This window comes from Amycolatopsis sp. NPDC051371 (assembly GCF_040682155.1).
Lineage (GTDB): Bacteria > Actinomycetota > Actinomycetes > Mycobacteriales > Pseudonocardiaceae > Amycolatopsis.
The window spans coordinates 12,936-28,710 of record NZ_JBFBAG010000002.1 but is presented as its reverse complement, the minus strand read 5'-3'; the positions used below and the strand labels follow the sequence as shown (position 1 = coordinate 28,710).

General features: G+C 72.0%; 17 protein-coding genes and 1 pseudogene. 11 read left to right on the top strand and 7 right to left on the bottom strand.

Translation table 11 applies throughout. The features are described from left to right. Positions 1-87 precede the first annotated feature (87 nt). A complete protein-coding gene (locus AB0M59_RS02320; RefSeq protein WP_364607202.1) occupies positions 88-723 on the bottom strand; it encodes a hypothetical protein in 636 nt (211 codons plus the stop codon). Further along, the gene (locus tag AB0M59_RS02315) at positions 720-842 is read right to left on the bottom strand and encodes a hypothetical protein (protein WP_364607199.1); all 123 of its coding nucleotides are present in this window, start codon (positions 840-842) and stop codon (positions 720-722) included. The genes AB0M59_RS02320 and AB0M59_RS02315 overlap by 4 nt, the downstream gene beginning before the upstream one ends. On the opposite strand from AB0M59_RS02315, the gene AB0M59_RS02310 reads away from it, so the two are divergent. Continuing rightward, positions 841-1,593, top strand: coding sequence for an HAD family hydrolase (locus AB0M59_RS02310; RefSeq protein WP_364607196.1), 753 nt, complete (start codon positions 841-843; stop codon positions 1,591-1,593). The two genes, AB0M59_RS02315 and AB0M59_RS02310, sit on opposite strands and share 2 nt — an antisense overlap. On the opposite strand, the gene AB0M59_RS02305 is transcribed toward AB0M59_RS02310, so the two are convergent. Continuing rightward, positions 1,586-2,203, bottom strand: coding sequence for a class I SAM-dependent methyltransferase (locus AB0M59_RS02305; protein WP_364607193.1), 618 nt, complete (start codon positions 2,201-2,203; stop codon positions 1,586-1,588). The two genes, AB0M59_RS02310 and AB0M59_RS02305, sit on opposite strands and share 8 nt — an antisense overlap. Positions 2,204-2,260: 57 nt before the next feature. After that, the gene (locus tag AB0M59_RS02300) at positions 2,261-2,734 is read right to left on the bottom strand and encodes a carboxymuconolactone decarboxylase family protein (RefSeq protein WP_364607190.1); all 474 of its coding nucleotides are present in this window, start codon (positions 2,732-2,734) and stop codon (positions 2,261-2,263) included. Between the two features lie 143 nt (positions 2,735-2,877). Between AB0M59_RS02300 and AB0M59_RS02295 the strand changes: the two genes are divergently transcribed. Beyond that, complete coding sequence (locus AB0M59_RS02295) at positions 2,878-3,756, top strand: RNA polymerase sigma-70 factor (protein WP_364607187.1); 879 nt, start codon at positions 2,878-2,880, stop codon at positions 3,754-3,756. Here the strand turns inward: AB0M59_RS02295 and AB0M59_RS02290 are convergent. Beyond that, positions 3,753-5,093 carry an MFS transporter gene (locus AB0M59_RS02290; protein WP_364607184.1) on the bottom strand — a complete coding sequence of 447 codons (1,341 nt, stop codon included), beginning with the start codon at positions 5,091-5,093 and terminating at the stop codon, positions 3,753-3,755. The two genes, AB0M59_RS02295 and AB0M59_RS02290, sit on opposite strands and share 4 nt — an antisense overlap. 100 nt (positions 5,094-5,193) lie before the next feature. Here AB0M59_RS02290 and AB0M59_RS02285 point away from each other — a divergent pair, with 100 nt between their 5' ends. The 7 genes from AB0M59_RS02285 to AB0M59_RS02255 are packed head-to-tail and all read left to right on the top strand — an operon-like array spanning position 5,194 to position 11,846. Then, positions 5,194-5,685, top strand: a complete 492-nt coding sequence (locus AB0M59_RS02285) for a MarR family transcriptional regulator (RefSeq protein ID WP_364607181.1) — start codon at positions 5,194-5,196, stop codon at positions 5,683-5,685. Between the two features lie 52 nt (positions 5,686-5,737). Then, positions 5,738-6,667, top strand: a complete 930-nt coding sequence (locus AB0M59_RS02280; RefSeq protein ID WP_364607178.1) for a hydroxymethylglutaryl-CoA lyase — start codon at positions 5,738-5,740, stop codon at positions 6,665-6,667. Next, entirely contained in the window at positions 6,664-7,389 is a 726-nt protein-coding gene (locus AB0M59_RS02275) for an enoyl-CoA hydratase/isomerase family protein (RefSeq protein ID WP_364607175.1), read from the top strand. The genes AB0M59_RS02280 and AB0M59_RS02275 overlap by 4 nt, the downstream gene beginning before the upstream one ends. Next, the gene (locus tag AB0M59_RS02270; protein WP_364607172.1) at positions 7,386-8,570 is read left to right on the top strand and encodes a CoA transferase; all 1,185 of its coding nucleotides are present in this window, start codon (positions 7,386-7,388) and stop codon (positions 8,568-8,570) included. The genes AB0M59_RS02275 and AB0M59_RS02270 overlap by 4 nt, the downstream gene beginning before the upstream one ends. After that, on the top strand, positions 8,567-9,319 hold the full coding sequence (locus AB0M59_RS02265; RefSeq protein WP_364607169.1) for an enoyl-CoA hydratase/isomerase family protein: 753 nt from the start codon (positions 8,567-8,569) through the stop codon (positions 9,317-9,319). Before AB0M59_RS02270 ends, AB0M59_RS02265 begins: the two co-directional genes overlap by 4 nt. Continuing rightward, on the top strand, positions 9,316-10,893 hold the full coding sequence (locus tag AB0M59_RS02260) for an AMP-binding protein (protein ID WP_364607166.1): 1,578 nt from the start codon (positions 9,316-9,318) through the stop codon (positions 10,891-10,893). The genes AB0M59_RS02265 and AB0M59_RS02260 overlap by 4 nt, the downstream gene beginning before the upstream one ends. After that, positions 10,890-11,846, top strand: a complete 957-nt coding sequence (locus AB0M59_RS02255; protein WP_364607163.1) for a nitronate monooxygenase — start codon at positions 10,890-10,892, stop codon at positions 11,844-11,846. Before AB0M59_RS02260 ends, AB0M59_RS02255 begins: the two co-directional genes overlap by 4 nt. Positions 11,847-11,991: 145 nt before the next feature. Here the strand turns inward: AB0M59_RS02255 and AB0M59_RS02250 are convergent, their stop codons facing one another. After that, entirely contained in the window at positions 11,992-12,696 is a 705-nt protein-coding gene (locus AB0M59_RS02250; protein ID WP_364607160.1) for an alpha/beta hydrolase, read from the bottom strand. A gap of 122 nt (positions 12,697-12,818) precedes the next feature. Between AB0M59_RS02250 and AB0M59_RS02245 the strand changes: the two genes are divergently transcribed. Both AB0M59_RS02245 and ligD read left to right on the top strand, forming a co-directional pair. Further along, a complete protein-coding gene (locus AB0M59_RS02245; RefSeq protein WP_364607157.1) occupies positions 12,819-13,376 on the top strand; it encodes a TetR/AcrR family transcriptional regulator in 558 nt (185 codons plus the stop codon). A 133-nt stretch (positions 13,377-13,509) separates the two neighbouring features. After that, positions 13,510-15,528, top strand: coding sequence for a DNA ligase D (gene ligD / locus AB0M59_RS02240; RefSeq protein ID WP_364607154.1), 2,019 nt, complete (start codon positions 13,510-13,512; stop codon positions 15,526-15,528). On the opposite strand, the pseudogene AB0M59_RS02235 reads toward ligD, so the two are convergent. Next, positions 15,525-15,775 (bottom strand): annotated as a pseudogene (locus tag AB0M59_RS02235) (hypothetical protein); the annotation flags it as partial. The gene ligD and the pseudogene AB0M59_RS02235 overlap by 4 nt on opposite strands.

Below are 15,775 nucleotides of genomic sequence, written 5' to 3'. Positions count from 1 at the left end.
CTCATCGGGGGCTTCGCACGTCCCGAATGAGTCATTCGCGACACTCGCCTCGCGCGGCACCATCGCCGATTCTCCGGCGGCCGGCCGTCACGGCCGCCCGGCCCGGCTCCCCGCATAAGCCCGCTCACGCAGGTTCGCCAGCCAACCCGGAGCTACCTCGAGCCCCTCCGGACGGTTCAGCATCGGATCGAACGCCGGTGCGTCACCACCGATCCGCGTCAAGGTCAGCTCCGCGCTGTCGCACCAGCGGCCGTCCTGCCGGCCGGTCCGCAGCACGAACCCCAGCCCGCCCGCCGCGACCACCGCTTCGAGTGACGCGTCGAGCCGCGGTGTCGTCGCCCACGCCGCCAGCCAGACCAGCCGGTCGGCGCGGCGGTAAGGCACCAGGCTGCTGTACGCGCCGCCGGTCCAGGACGCCGCCGGGCGGGGCAGCATCCGGCCGACGTGCCCGCTGCCGGCCGTCGTCAGGGTGAGGTCCCACGGTCCGCCGCCCCGGCCCGCGCCGGGAATCCGGACCGCGAGGCCGAGCGCGTCCGGCAGCCGGCCCGGTGTACCGGCTCCCTTCGACAGCCGCGCGACGACCTCCACCGGTCCGGACGGCCACGGTAGGTCGTCCGCCAGCGGCCGGAGCTCACCGCGCAGCACCAGCCCCACGGGGTGGAAAGCGCGGGCGCGGCGCAGCGCGGCCAGTCCGCGGAAGCCGGCCACCACCAGGCCGGTCAACGGTCCTCGGTCGCTTCGCGTTCGGCCGCCTCGCGCTGCTCTCCCGGCTCGAGCTCTCCGGTACCGGCGAGCTCGCGGTCCAGCTCGGTCGTGGCGTCTCGGTCGTCCGGCGTCGTCATGTGTAGTTCCTCCCGGCTCGGGTATCCGCCTGCGAACCGGCGATACCCGCGCCGAGCGCGCAGAAACCCCGAGGAGACCACCATCGCCACCGCGGTCCTGTTCGACGTCGACGGCACGCTCGTAGACTCCAACTACCTCCACGTCCACGCCTGGCGGCGGGCGTTCCACGAGCTGGACCGCCCCGTCGACTCCTGGCGCGTGCACCGCGCGATCGGCAAGGGCTCCGGCAAGCTGCTGAGCACCCTGCTGGGCGACGAAGACGCCGAGCGCGTCGGGGACGAGGCGAAGGAACTGCACAGCCGCTTCTACCTGGAGGCCGCCGAGTTGCTGCGGCCGTTCGACCACGCCCCGGACCTGATCCGGGCGCTGGCCGCCAAGGGCGTGCGGGTGGTCCTGGCGACGTCGGCGGCTCCCGACGAGCTGGACGAGCTGCGTCGCGTTCTCGGCGTGGACGACGTCGTCGAGGACATCGTCGCCGGCCACGACGTCGAAGCGACGAAGCCGGACCCGGAACCGGTGCAGGTCGCCCTGGAGAAAGCCGGCACGGCCCCGGAGGACACGATCTTCGTCGGCGACGCGGTCTGGGACGTGAAAGCGGCCAAGAAGGCCGGTGTGCGCACGATCGGCGTGCTGTCGGGCGGGGTCAGCGCGGCGGAACTGACGGAAGCGGGCGCCATCGCGACCTACGACGACGCCGCGGCCTTGCTCGCCGACCTTGAGAAGAGTCCGCTGGCCGAGCTGTTCAGCTGACCTTCCGGGCCACCAGCCGTTCGACGAGGCCCAGCTTGAACCGCTCCCGCCGGTCGATCGGCAAGCCGAGCGCCTCCACGAGCTTCAGCGGGCGCCGCCGGAAGTGCTCGCCCGCCAAGGGGACGCTCGCCAGCTCCACCAGCCACTGGGCGGCGCGCACCACGAACGACGAGCCGGCCACGTGGTCGACCAGGATCAGCCGCCCGCCCGGCCGCAGGACCCGCGTCATCTCCCCGACGGCCGCCGCGGGGTCCGGGATCGCGCAGAGGCCGAACGTGCACACCACCGTGTCGAACGACGCCTCGGCGAACGGCAGCTCGTGCGCGCTGCCCTGCCGCAAGGTCACCTCACGGCCGAGTTCGCGGGCTCGCGAACGGGCGAGTTCGAGCATCCCGGAGCTCAGGTCGAGCCCGGTGAGCGTCACGTCGGCGGGGTACCAGGCCAGGTTGAGCCCGGTCCCGACGGCGACTTCCAGGACGTCGCCGGTGGCCTGTCCGCAGGCCCATTCCCGGGAGTCCCCGAAGAGGCGGCGGTCCCAGACGCCCATCTCCGCGTCGTAGCTCGCCGACTTGCGGTCCCAGTACCGGTTCCACCGCTCCGCCTTCGTCATGCTCCCAGCGAAGCACGAACCGGCCCGGGATCGGGTGATCCCGGGCCGGGGAACTCCTCAGCCGAACATGCCGGGCTCGTACGAGCCGCCCTTCTGGTGCAGGATCACCGCGAGCCGGTTGGCCGAGTTCATCTGCGCCACGAGCGCGACGAGCGCGGCGGTCCGGTCGTCGTCGTAGTGCTTGCGCACGCGGTCCCAGGTGTCGTCGGAGACGCCGGGGTGGGCGTCGGCGATCCGGGTGCCTTCCTCGGCGAGCGCCAGCGCGGCCTGCTCGGCTTCGCTGAACACCGTGGCCTCGCGCCAGGCGGCGACCAGGTTGATCCGCACCGCGGGCTCCCCGGCCGCGGTCAGCTCCTTCGTGTGGATGTCGACGCACCAGCCGCAGCCGTTGATCTGGCTGACGCGCAGCGACACCAGCTCCTGCGTGGTCTTGGACAGCGGCGACTGGACGACGGCCATGCTCGCGGTGCCGAACCGCTTGGCGAACTTGGCGCCGACTTCGTTGTCGGTCAGGTCGAATCGGGGTTCCATGGTGCCTCTTCCGTGGTCCTGAACGGGACGACCACGAGATGCCGGGCACCCCGGTCCCTGTGACAGTGACGACGGTCACGGTCACACCGCGACCGCGGCCGGCATCTGGTGGGAAACTCCGCGAGACCGAAAGAGGAGCCACCATGGCCGACCCCGCCACCGACGCGTTCCTCGCCCACCGGAACCTGCTGTTCACCGTCGCCTACCAACTGCTCGGCTCGGCCGCCGACGCCGAAGACGTCCTGCAGGAGACCTGGTTGCGCTGGGTGGGCGTGGACCTCGAGGTCGTGCGCGACGAGCGCGCGTACCTGGTCCGGATCACCACGCGCCTGGCGCTGATGCGGCTGCGGACGCTGGGCCGGCGCAAGGAGTCCTACGTCGGCCCGTGGCTGCCCGAGCCGCTGCTGACCACGCCCGACGTCGCCGAGGACGTCGAACTGGCCGACAGCGTCTCGATGGCGATGCTGCTGGTGCTGGAGACGCTGACGCCGGCCGAGCGGGCGGTGTTCGTGCTGCGCGAGGTGTTCGACCTGGGCTACGACGAGATCGCCGAAGCCGTCGGCAAGACCCCGGCCGCGGTCCGCCAGATCGCCCACCGGGCCCGCTCCCACGTGGCCGCGCGCCGGCCGCGCGGCGACGTCTCGCCCGCCACGTCCCGCGACGCGCTGGAGGCGTTCCAACGCGCCGTCGAGACGGGCGATCTGCGGCACCTGCTGGACATCCTGGCCCCGGACGTCGTGTTCCTGGGCGACGGCGGCGGGGTGGTGCGGGCGCTGCGGGAGCCGGTCGTCGGGGCTTCCGGCGTGGCCCGGCTGCTGGCCGCGGGACTCGGCAACTTCGCGGTCGGCTCGCTGGTGACGGCCCAGGTCAACGGCTACCCGGCGTTGATCCTGCGCCGCGGCGGCGAGGTCGACACCGTGCTGGCGGTCCGCATCGACGACGGGCTCATCACCGGCCTGTACGCGGTGCGCAACCCGGCGAAACTGTCGCGTTTGGACGAAGAGACCACGCTGCGGCGCTAGCGGTGCTTCTCCTTGAGGTCCTGCGCTTTCACGCCGACCAGGAGGACGCCCACGGCGAGCAGCACGATCCCCGCGCTGATCACCAATCCCAACGACAGGCTCCCGGTCGCCTCCTGGATGAAGCCCAGCAGCGACGGGGAAGCCGCCGCCGCGAAGGAGCCCATCGACGTCACCACCGCGATGCCCGTCGCCGCCGCGCGTTCGCTAAGGTAGATCGAGGGGATCGAGTAGAACACCGTCAGGCCCGAGTAGTGCGCCGCCGCCATCACCGCGAGCAGGATGACCACCACCAGGACGCTGCCGCCGGAGAAGGCCAGCGCCAGCATCGCCGCGGCCGCCACCAGCCAGCTCACCGCCGCGTGCCAGCGGCGCTCCAGAGTGCGGTCGGAGTGGCGGCCGACCACCAGCATCACGGCGATGCCGAGCAGCGGCGGGATCGCCGAGAAGAACCCGAGGTTCAGCACGTCGCCGACGCCGGCTTCGGCGATGATCCGCGGCGTCCAGTACGAGACGGCGTTGGCCAGCGTGTACGCCCCGCACGCGCACAGGCCGAGGATCCAGACCTTCGGGTCGCGCAACGCCGAGAGCATGCCGCCGTGCCGGGCCGGAGACTCGCCCTTCGAGAGCCGCTCGGCTTCCAGATCGGCCTGGACCAAGGCTTTCTGCGCCGGCGTCAGCCACTTGGCCTGCGCCGGTTCGTCGACGAGGAAGAACGCCACCAGCACGGCGAGCAGGATCGGCGGGATGCCTTCGATGAGGAACAGCCACTGCCAGTCGGCCAGGCCGGCGACGCCGCCGAGCGCGTGCATGATCCAGCCGGAGACGAGCGAACCCAGCACGCCCGACACCGGGACGCCGATGAAGAACACCGCCGTCATCCGCGTCCGGCGCTCGGACGGGAACCACCGCGACAGCAGGTAGAGCGCTCCGGGGAAGAAGCCCGCCTCGGCGACGCCGAGCAGGAACCGGGCGACGTAGAACGTGGTTTCGTCGTGCACGAACAACGTCACGATCGTGACGACGCCCCAGGTCGCCATGATCCGGACGAGTGTCTTGCGGGCGCCGATCTTCGCCAGCAAGGCGTTGCTGGGGACCTCGAAGAGGATGAAGCCGACGAAGAACAGCGTGACGCCGAGCCCGTAGACCGCCGAACCGAAGCCGAGGTCGCGCTTGAGGCCCTGCTGCGCGATGCCGATGTTCGTGCGGTCGATGAAGCTGACGACGTAGCAGACCACGAGCAGCGGCATGACCCGCAGGGCGATGGTCCGGTAGGTGGACGCGCGGTCGGCGCCGCCGACTGCTGGTGGCCGTCCGGTGACGGCGGGGTGTTCGGCCACGGCTACTCGACTCCTTCGTCAGGCGGGGCGTGCGGCGCCAGTCTCGACATCTGGTGTTGAGTTTGTCAACACCGGATCGGCAACGGCTACGATGACCGCCATGGCGGAACGCGCGGACGGCCGAGACCTGGTGCCCATCTCCGGACTCCTCTCCTACCGGCTCTCCCGCACGTCGTCGGCGATGTCGCGCAGTGCCGCGCTGCGCTACCGGCGGGAGTTCGACGTCAGCCTCGGCGAATGGCGGGCGATCTCGCTCATCGCCGCCGACCCCACCCTGACACTCAACCGCCTCGCCCGCCGGGCCGGGCTGGACAAAGCGCAGATGAGCCGGGTGGTCAGCCGCCTGACCGAACGCGGCCTGGTCGACCGGACAGCCAGCTCGGGCCGCACGTCGCAGCTCGCCCTCACCGCCGAGGGCACGCGCGTCTACCGCGGCCTGATCACCGCGGCCAACGAGCGCGACGCGGAGTTCCTCGCCGCGCTCACCCCCACGGAGGCGGCGACCCTGAGCGGGGCCCTGGACAAGCTGGCCGACCTGGCCCTGGCCGTCGAGGAACGTGAGCGCGCCCACCCGGCCGACGACGACTGTTGACTTTATCAACACAGCCGCGTAGTTCTGGAGCCACCGAACAGGAGGTGGCCCGATGCCCGATGCCGTCACGATCTGCGAGTGCTTCGCCCGCGACGGGCTGCAGCACGAGCCGGAGTTCGTGCCGACCGCGACGAAGGTCGCGCTGCTGGACTCCTTCGCGGACGCGGGGTTCCGGCGGATCGAGGCGACCAGCTACAGCCACCCTTCGCGCGTCCCCGGCTTCTCGGACGCCTCCGAGGTCCTCGGGGCGATCCGGCGCCGCCCCGGCGTCGCGTTCAAGGCGACCTGCCCGAATCCGCGCGCGGTCCGACGTGCCCTCGACGACCTCGACGCCGGCCACGGCGCCGAGGAACTGAGCCTGCTCGTCTCGGCCAGCGAAAGCCACACCGAGCGCAACCTGCGCACGTCGAGAGCCGGGCAGTGGGAGCGCGTCTCCGAAATGGTCGCGCTGGCCGGCGGCCGGTTCAAGCTGGTCGGGGTCGTCTCGGTGGCGTTCGGCTGCCCGTTCGAGGGCGCGGTCGACCCCGGCCGCGTCGCCGAGGACGTCGCCCGCTTCGCCGACCTGGGCGCCGACCTGGTCACCCTCGGCGACACCACCGGCGTCGCCACCCCGCCATCGGTCCGGGCGCTCTTCGCCCGGTTGGGCGCGGACGTGCCCGTGGTCGCGCACTTCCACAACACCCGCGGCACCGGCATCGCCAACGCCGTCGCGGCCCTCGACGTCGGCTGCCGGAACTTCGACACGGCGATGGGCGGCGTCGGCGGCCACCCCAGCGCGATCCGCTACGGCGCCGGGCTCACCGGCAACGTCTGCACCGAGGACCTGGTCAGCCTGTTCGACGCGATGGGCGTCGACACCGGCATCGACCTCGACCTGCTCGCGAAGGCCTCGGCCGCCTGCGAAGACGCGCTCGGCCGTCCCCTGCACAGCATGGTCGCCCGCGCCGGCTTCACCCCGACCCCGAACCAGGAGAACCCGTGACCGTCCCCCTCGCGATCGAGGACCACGGCCCCGTCCGCGTCCTGACGCTGAACCGGCCCGAGAAGCTCAACGCCCTGAACACGGCGCTGACCCGCTCGCTCAGCGAAGCCTTCGCCGCCGCCGACGCGGACTCCGACGTCCGCGCGGTCGTCCTGACCGGCGCCGGGCGCGGCTTCTGCGCGGGCGCCGACCTCGGCGAGTTCTCGTCCCTGACGCCCGACCAGCCCGACGCCGTCCTCGAGCGCGCCGCGCTGACCGCGAAACTGCAGGTCCAGGCGCGAGAACTGCGTGTCCCGGTCGTGGCGGCCGTGCGCGGGGCCGCTGTCGGCGGCGGCGCCGGGCTGGCGATCGGCGCCGACATGGTCGTCGCCGGCACCGACTTGAAGTTCGGCTACCCCGAGCTGAAGCACTCGATCGTCCCGGCGCTGGTGATGACCGGGCTCGTCCAGCACCTCGGCCGTAAGCTCGCGTTCGAGCTGGTCAGCACCGGCCGGCTGCTGACCGCGGCCGAGGCGTTCGAACTTGGTCTGGTCAACCGCGTCGTCGAACCTGCCGAAATCCTCTCCGCGGCTTTGGAGATCGCCGAGCATTGGGCGAAGGTCGAGCCGCGGGCCATCGCCGCCGCGAAGGACCTGTTCTACCGCGTCGCCGACCTGCCGACGGACGCCGCGATGCGCGCCGGCCAGGATGTCAACGCGCTGATGCGGGGGTTCCGCGCATGACCGGCCCGCTCACCGGTGTCACCGTGCTGGACTTCTCCCGCGTCCTCGCCGCTCCCCTGGCCACGCAGATCCTCGCCGAGCTGGGCGCCACCGTGATCAAGGTCGAGCGGCCGGGGTCCGGCGACGAGACCCGCGGCTTCGAACCCCGCCTCCCCCACGGCGAGAGCGCGTACTTCTTCGCCTTCAACCGGGGCAAGAAGTCCGTCACGCTCGACCTCAAGGACCCCCGCGGCCAGGCTGTCGCGCGGCGGCTGGCTGAGCGCGCCGACGTCGTCGTCGAGAACTTCCTGCCCGGTGCGATGGACCGCATGGGCCTCGGTTATGCGGACCTCGCGCGGCCGGACCTGGTCTACGTGTCGGCCACCGGCTTCGGGCAGACCGGCCCGGACCGCGACCGCAAGGGCTACGACACCGTCTTCCAGGCGCTGTCCGGCGTGATGGCGATGACCGGCGAACCCGAGGGACCGCCGTCGAAGACCGGGATCCCGGTGGCGGACCTGACCTCCGGGCTCTGGGTCGTCATCGCGGTGCTGTCCGGGCTGGCCGGGCGGGCTTCCTCGGGCCGTGGGAGTCATCTCGACGTGTCCATGATGGACGTCCAGCTGAGCCTGCACGCGCTCAATGCGGCCCGGCTCTTCGCCCTCGGCGAGGACCCCGTGCGGACCGGCACCGAGCACCCCGGCCGGGTGCCGTCGGCGGCTTTCCAGGCCGGTGACGGCGAATGGCTCCACATCAGCGGCAGCGACCAGCACTGGCGTCCACTGTGTACGGTCCTCGGACTGGACGACCTCGCCGCGGATCCCACGCTGCAGGGGAATTCCGGCCGCGTCGAGCAACGCGCCCGCGTGATGAAGGCGCTACGAGGGGCGATCGCCCAGCACGACCGCGACCCGCTCGTGAAGGAGCTGCGCGCGGCCGACGTCCCGGCCGGCGCGGTCCGCTCGGTCCGCGAAGCCCTGGCGGATCCGCACGCCGTCGCGCGCGGGGTCGTCGGGGAGTTCACCCACCCGTCGGAGGGGACGTTCCCAGCGCTGCGGACGCCGTTGCGCGAGACTGCGGGAGAGGCCCCGGTGCCCGGGGTGCCGCCGCTGCTCGGCGCCGACACCGACGACGTCCTGGCGGATCTGGGGCTCGCCGCTTCCGAAATCAAGGACCTGCGGACCGACGGGGTGATCGGATGACCGAGCGCGTGTGTGTCGAGGTGACCGACGGGATCGCGCGCGTCGAGCTGAACCGGCCCGAGGCCCGCAACGCCCTCGACCTGCCGATGTGCCGCCAGCTGCGCGAAGCGTTCGAGTCGCTGGACGACGACGTTCGCGTGGTGCTGCTGAGTGGCCGCGGGCCGGTGTTCTGCGCGGGCGCCGACCTCAAGGAACGCACCGGCAAGGACGCCGCCTGGGTCCGGCGTCGGCGCGTCGCCTCCTTCGCCGCGTACGCCGCCATCGAGCAGTGCCGGGTACCGGTCGTCGCCCTGGTTCAGGGCGCGGTCGTCGGCTCGGGCGGCGAAATCACGCTCGCCGCCGACTTCGCGCTGGCCGCTTCGGGGACTGTCTTCCGGTTCCCCGAGCCGCACTGGGGTACCGTCGGCGCGACCCAGCGCCTGCAGCGCGCCATCGGCAAGCGCCGGGCCAAGGAGCTGCTGTTCACCAACCGCGCGCTCGGCGCCGAAGAGGCCGCCGACCTGGGCGTCGTCACCCGCGTCGTCCCGGCTGACGAGTTGCTCGCCGCCGGCGACGAGACGGCCGAGAGCATCGCCAAGGCGCCCCCGCTGGCGATCTCGCTGACCAAGCGCGCGGTCGACCTCGGCTCGGAAACCGACCTGGACCGCGGGATCCGCATCGAAATGGCCGCCATCGAACAGTGCCTCGCCGACGGCGGCTGGCGCGACGGCGTCGCCCGCTTCACCGCCGGGAACGGAGAACTGCGATGACCGACCTGCGCACCGCCTGCCCGCTGACGACCCACGAGGTCCTGGAACGTGCGGCGCTGCTCGCGCCGGACGTCGAAGCCGTCGTCACCGCCGACGAGCGGGTCACCTACGGCGAACTTCTGACGCGCGTTTCGCGGATCCGGGCCGGGCTGGCCGCCGCCGGGATCGGCCGCGGCGACCGCGTCGGGATCTGCCTCGGCAACGGCCCGGACTGGGTGGCGCTGTTCCACGCGATCGGCGCGGCGGGCGCGGTCGCCGTGCCGGTCAACACCCGGTTCACCGCCGACGAGGTCCGGTACACCCTCGAACACGCTCAGGTGCGGACGCTGTTCGTCGCGTCCCGGGTGCTCAATGTGGACTTCGCCCTGATGCTGCGGGAGATCGGCGTCGAGTCGCTTCCCGCGCTGGAGAAGGTCGTCGTGCTCGGCGACGACGTGCCGTCCTTCGCGGTGCCGTTTTCCGATTTCCTCTCCGATTCGGAGGCTCCCCCGCCTGCCGGTCTGCCGGACGACGTCCTGCTGGTGCAGTACACCTCCGGCACGACGTCGCGGCCGAAGGGCGTCCTGCTCACCCATCGCAGCATGTGCGCGGACGCGTTCTTCTCCGGCGCGCGGATGGGCCTGCGCCCGGGCGACCGGTTCCACTCGGCGCGGCCGTTCTTCCACGTCGCCGGCAGCACGCTGTCGGTGCTCGCGTCGGCCCAGCACGCCACGACGCTGGTGACGATGCCGAAGTTCGAGCCCGCGGAAGCGTTGCGGCTCCTGGAAGCCGAGCGCTGCACGCACTTCTCCGGCAACGACACCATCGCGCTGCTCCTGCTCAACCATCCCGACCGGGCGCGTCGGCAGTTGTGTCTGCGCGGCGCCTGGGTGGCGGCCTCCCCCACCGTGATCCGACGCGTCATCGACGAGCTGGGCGCGCACGAATGCGTTGCGGGATATGGGCTCTCCGAGGCGTCGCCGAACGTCGCGCAGTCGGCGTGGTGGGAGCCCTCGGAAATCCGCGCATCCGGAGCGATGGCCGTGCAGCCGGGGGTCGAGGTGCGGATCCGCGCGTTCGACGGCGACCGCGACTGCGGCCCCGGCGAGCCGGGCGCGGTGCTGGTGCGCGGCTGGAACGTGATGGTCGGCTACCTCGACGACCCGGTGAAGACGGCCGAGACGATCGACGCGGACGGCTGGCTGTCCACCGGCGACGTCGGCCTGCTCGATTCCTCCGGACGATTCCACTTCACCGGCCGCACCAAGGACATCATCCGCGTCGGCGGCGAGAACGTGGCACCCGCGGACATCGAGGACACCCTGCACCGGCACCCGCTGGTCCGGCAGGCGGCGGTCGTCGGCGTCCCGGACGCGCGACTGGTCGAGGTGCCGTTTGCGTTCGTCGTGCTGACGTCGCCGGAAGTCACCGAGGCCGAACTGCTGGGGTGGGCGCGGGCGCGGATGGCCGGGTTCAAGGTGCCGCGGCACCTGCGGATCGTCGACGGTTTCGAGGGCATCGGGATGACGGCGAGTTCGAAGGTGCAGAAGAACCGGCTGGCCGCGCACGCGCGTTCCCTGCTGGAGGAGGCGTGACGCGCATCTCGACGCCGGTGACCCGGCTGCTGGGCATCGACCTGCCGGTCGTGCAGGCCGGGATGTCGTGGGCGTCGTCGAGTTCGGCGCTGCCCCTGGCGGTGTCGAACGCGGGCGGCCTCGGCGTGGTGGCGGCCGGGCCGATGCGGCTGCCCGATCTGTCCCGCGTTCTGGAGGAGATGGCGGCGGGCACGGACCGGCCGTGGGCGGTCAACCTCCCGCTGTACCGCGCGGGCGTCGACGAGGTGATCGACCTGGTCCTGCGCCACCGGCCGCCGGTCCTGATCGCTTCGCAAGGTGGGCCACGGCGGTACCTGGCGCGGTTCCACGATGTCGGGACGCGCTGCCTGCACGTGGTGGCGGGGGTGTCGCATGCGGTGAAGGCCGCCTCGTCCGGCGTGGACGGTCTGGTGGTCGTCGGCGCGGAGGCCGGCGGGCACCCGCCGCCCGCGATGGTGGCGACTTCGGTGTTGGTGCGGGCGGTTTCGCGAGCCGTTCCGTTGCCCCTGATCGCCTCTGGCGGGGTCGCGGACGGCTACGGCTTGGCCGCGATGCTGGCGCTCGGCGCTGGTGCCGCCCAGTTCGGTACGCGGTTCCTGGCCAGCACGGAGGCTTCCGTGCACTCCGCGTACAAGGAAGCGGTGCTCTCGGCCGGCGTCGACGGCACACGGACGGTCGGCCGAGGTTTGGGCGTGATCCGGGCGTTGGACAACGACTTCACGGCGCGGATGCTGTCCCTGGAGGCTTCCGGCGCGGAGGAGTCTTTGCGGCGTAAGACTTTTCAGGCTTCGTCCTTGAAGGACGCGGCGCTGCACGGCGACGTGGTGGAGGGGAAGCTGGAGGCCGGCCAGTCCGCGGGTCTCGTCGACTCGGTGCTTCCGGCGGCCGAGATCGTGGCGCGGATCGTGCGGGAGTACCGAGAAGCGCGCGACGGCCTCCCGCCGGTCGGCTAGGTCGCCGGGGTGTTCCGGGACTTCACCGGCCTGATCACGGGCTGAAGGGCCCTTTCCTCGCGCCTGATGCGAGGAAAGGGCCCTTCAGCTCGTCACATGCACCGAACGTCCCCTTCGGCACGTCCCCGGTTGCCGACCACCGGGGTCACTCCGTGGCGTCGGCCGCTGCCGCGATCACCTCGGCCACCGTCTCCGGCTGGGACACCGCGACCGCGTGGGAGGCGTCGATCCGGCGGACCGTCGAGGACGCGCGCTCGGCCATGAACGCCTGCGCCGCGGCCGGGATCGCGTTGTCCTGGTTGGCGATCAGCGCCCACGACGGGAGCTTCGTCCACGCGGGCGTCCCCTCGAACGGCGCGGCCAGCGCCTGCTGCGCGACCGGCCGCTGGGTGACCGCCAGGGTCGCGGCGGTCGCCGCCGGGACGTCACCCGCGAAGACCTCGGCGAAGTCCTCCGGCTTGATCGACAGCTCGGGCGCGCCGTCGTGGACCAGGACGTTCGTGGTCTCCGGGCCGAGCTTGGCGCCCGGGTAGCGGCCGGAGAGCTCGAACACGCTCTCACCGGCGTCCGGCTGGAATGCGGCGATGTAGACCAGCGCGCGGACGTTCGGCGTCTCGGTCGCCGCGCGGGTGATCAGCGCGCCGCCGTAGGAGTGACCGGCGAGGACTACCGGGCCTTCGACGCCCTTGACGACGTCCGCGACGTAGGTCGCGTCGGACTCGACGCCGCGCAGCGGGTTCGCCACCGCGACGACCGGGAAGCCCTGCTCCTGCAGCTTCGCGACCACGCCGGTCCAGCTCGACGAGTCGGCGAAAGCGCCGTGGACCAGGACGATGGTGGGCTTGCTCATGGCTGGCTCCCTGGAGAGAACGATCAGTCTTTCTGCCTCCCTACTGTGGCCGCTCGGACGCGCCGTGGCAATGTGACGTAGCCGATCTGGCAGAACGATCATTCTTTCTCTATGCTCGCGAGATGACCCCTGCCGACGTGCACCCGAAGGACCGGTTGCTGGCGACCGCGTCCCGGCTCTTCTACGCCGAGGGCATCCACGCGGTCGGGGTGGAACGCCTGGTCACCGAGGCGGCCGTGACGCGGGCGACGTTCTACCGGCACTACCCCACGAAGGACGACCTGGTGGCGGCGTACCTCGCGGAGACGAGCCGGCAGATCCGCGAAGCGGTCGACGCGGCGCGCGCGGGCAAGCCCCCGCGCGAAGCGCTGGCGTCGGCGCTGGCGGTGGTGGGCGAAGCGACGTGCGGCGAGGATTTCCGCGGCTGCCAGTTCCTCAACGCGGCGGCGGAGTACCCCGACCCCGATTCCCGGGTCCGCCAGGTGATCGACGACCACCGCCAATGGTTCTTCGAGGTCCTCCGCAGCGAAGCGGCGGCACTGGGCCACCCGGAACCGAACCACGCGGCGAGGGTCCTGGTCCTCCTCCGCGACGGCGCCCTGCACGGCGGAGAGCTGGACGACGCGAAGACGGTGAGCGCAACGCTCCGGCGCGCGGTCGAGGACTTCTTCCCCGCCTGAGCGGAAGCGAATAGCGGTGAACGGGTTCCTCCCGGCAACGGGGAACAGGCGTTCAAAGAGCTTTCACCTGCGAAAACCGAGCAGAACTAGGCCGAACGGGTTACCGTCTGAACAGCACAGACGGAGGTCCGGCATGGCAGCTCACGACGCGTCGCTCGTCCCGGCGTGGGTCGAGCCGATGCTGGCCAAGCCCGACGGCGGCCGGCTGCGCAACGGTGCCGAGTGGGCCTACGAGTACAAACTGGACGGTTACCGCGCCGCCATGCGGATCGCCCCGGACGGCACCACCGTCCTCACCAGCCGCAACAACATCGACTTCACCGCCGAGTTCGCCGGCCTCGCCGGGGTGCTCGCTCCCGCCCTCGACGGGCAGGCCGCCTACCTCGACGGCGAGGTCGTCGTCTACGGCGACGACGGCCGGATCGACTTCGAGCTCATGCAGGAACGCCGCGGCCGCTGGGTCCGCCACCAGAGCGCGCCCAAGGGCTTGGTGTTCGAGGACGTCCCGGTCCGGTTCCTCGCCTTCGACCTGCTGCGGCTGGGCGACCGCGACCTGCTCAAGGAACCGTACGACGAACGCCGCCGCCTGCTGGCCGGCCTGCCGATGCCCGATCCCTACCGCGTCTCGGTGGTCCGCGCCGTCACCTTCGACGAGCTCGCCGCCGACCGCCGCACGCCGGCGGACTTCCTGGCCCACGCCGCGTCCGCGGGCTACGAGGGTGTCGTCGCGAAACTGCGCAGCTCCGCCTACGTGCCCGGGCAGCGGCCGGACTCCTGGCTCAAGCACCCGCTGATCCGCACCCAGGAGGTCATCGTCTGCGGCTGGCGCCCCGGCCGGCGCAGCTTCACCGGCACCCTCGGCGGTCTCCTGCTCGGCGCGCACGACCCCGTCACCGGTGACCTCGTCTACATCGGCGACGTCGGCACCGGCTTCAGCCAGGCCACCCGCGCCGACCTGCGCGACCAGCTCCAGCAACTCGAGCGTCGCACTCACCCGTTCGTGACGACGCCGCCGCGCGAGGACACCGTCCGTGCCCGCTGGGTCGAACCCCGGCTCGTCGGCGAGATCGTCTACCGCCAGTTCACGCGCGCCGGGCGCGTCCGCCACACCGCGTGGCGCGGCCTGCGGGCGGACAAGAAACCCGACGACGTCCTGGCCCCGCGGGCCGCGCCGCCCGCCGCCCCGCCCGCCGTCCCGCACGTCGCCCAGCCGGAACCGGCCGCGCCGCCGCGTCCCGAACCGGTCGGCACGAAGATCACCGTGCAGGCCGGAAACCGGCAGCTCACACTGTCCAATTTGGACAAAGTGCTGTACCCGGCGGACGGGTTCACCAAGGGCGAGGTGATCAACTACTACTCGCGGATCGCCGCGGCCCTGCTGCCGCACCTCGCCGGCCGGCCGGTCACGTTCATCCGCTACCCCAACGGCGTCGGCGGCGAGAAGTGGTTCGAGAAGAACGTCCCGAACGGCGCGCCGTCGTGGCTGCGCACGGTCCGGCTGCCCAGCACGGGTTCCCGCGGCAGCGGCGACACGATCGACTACCCGCTCCTCGACGACCTCCCGGCGCTGGTCTGGTCGGCGAACATGGCGGCCCTCGAGCTGCACGTTCCCCAGTGGACGGTCGCCTCCGACGCGACGCGGCAGCCGCCCGACCGCCTGGTGTTCGACCTGGACCCCGGGCCGGGGACGTCGGTCGTCGACTGTGCCCGCGTCGCCGAGCGCCTCCACGACGTCCTGGTCGCCGACGGCCTGACGCCGTACGCGAAGACCTCCGGGTCAAAGGGGATGCAGCTGTACTGCGGCATCCGGACCGCCGACCCCGCGGCGCCGTCTGCCTACGCCAAGCGGCTCGCGCAGCGCCTCGCGCGCGAGACGCCGGACTCGGTGACCGCCGTGATGGCGAAGGCGCAGCGCGGCGGGCGGGTGTTCATCGACTGGAGCCAGAACAACCCGGCCAAGACGACGATCGCACCGTATTCCCTGCGCGGCCGCGACCGGCCGACGGTGTCGACGCCGGTCACGTGGGACGAGGTCCGCGCCTGCCGCCACGTGAACCACCTGACGTTCACCGCCGACGAAGTCCTCGATCGTGTGGACGAGTACGGTGATCTGCTCGCCGGGCTGGACGAGAGTCGCGCGCCGCTTCCCTAGTGTCGTTTGAGGACGCGCTGGGCTTTGCCGGCGAGGTTTCGCAACGAGGCGAGGCGGGATCGCGGCGCGGGCTTCGCTTCCCGGGGCGCGGGTTTCGGCGATGAATCGACCGATTTCGGCTGCTCGCGTGGTTCCGGCGCGGCCACTTCCGGCTGCTCGCGTGGTTCCGGCGCGGCCACTTCCGGCTGCTCGCGTGGTTCCGGCGCGGCCACTTCCGGCTGCTCGCGTGGTTCCGGCGCGGCCACTA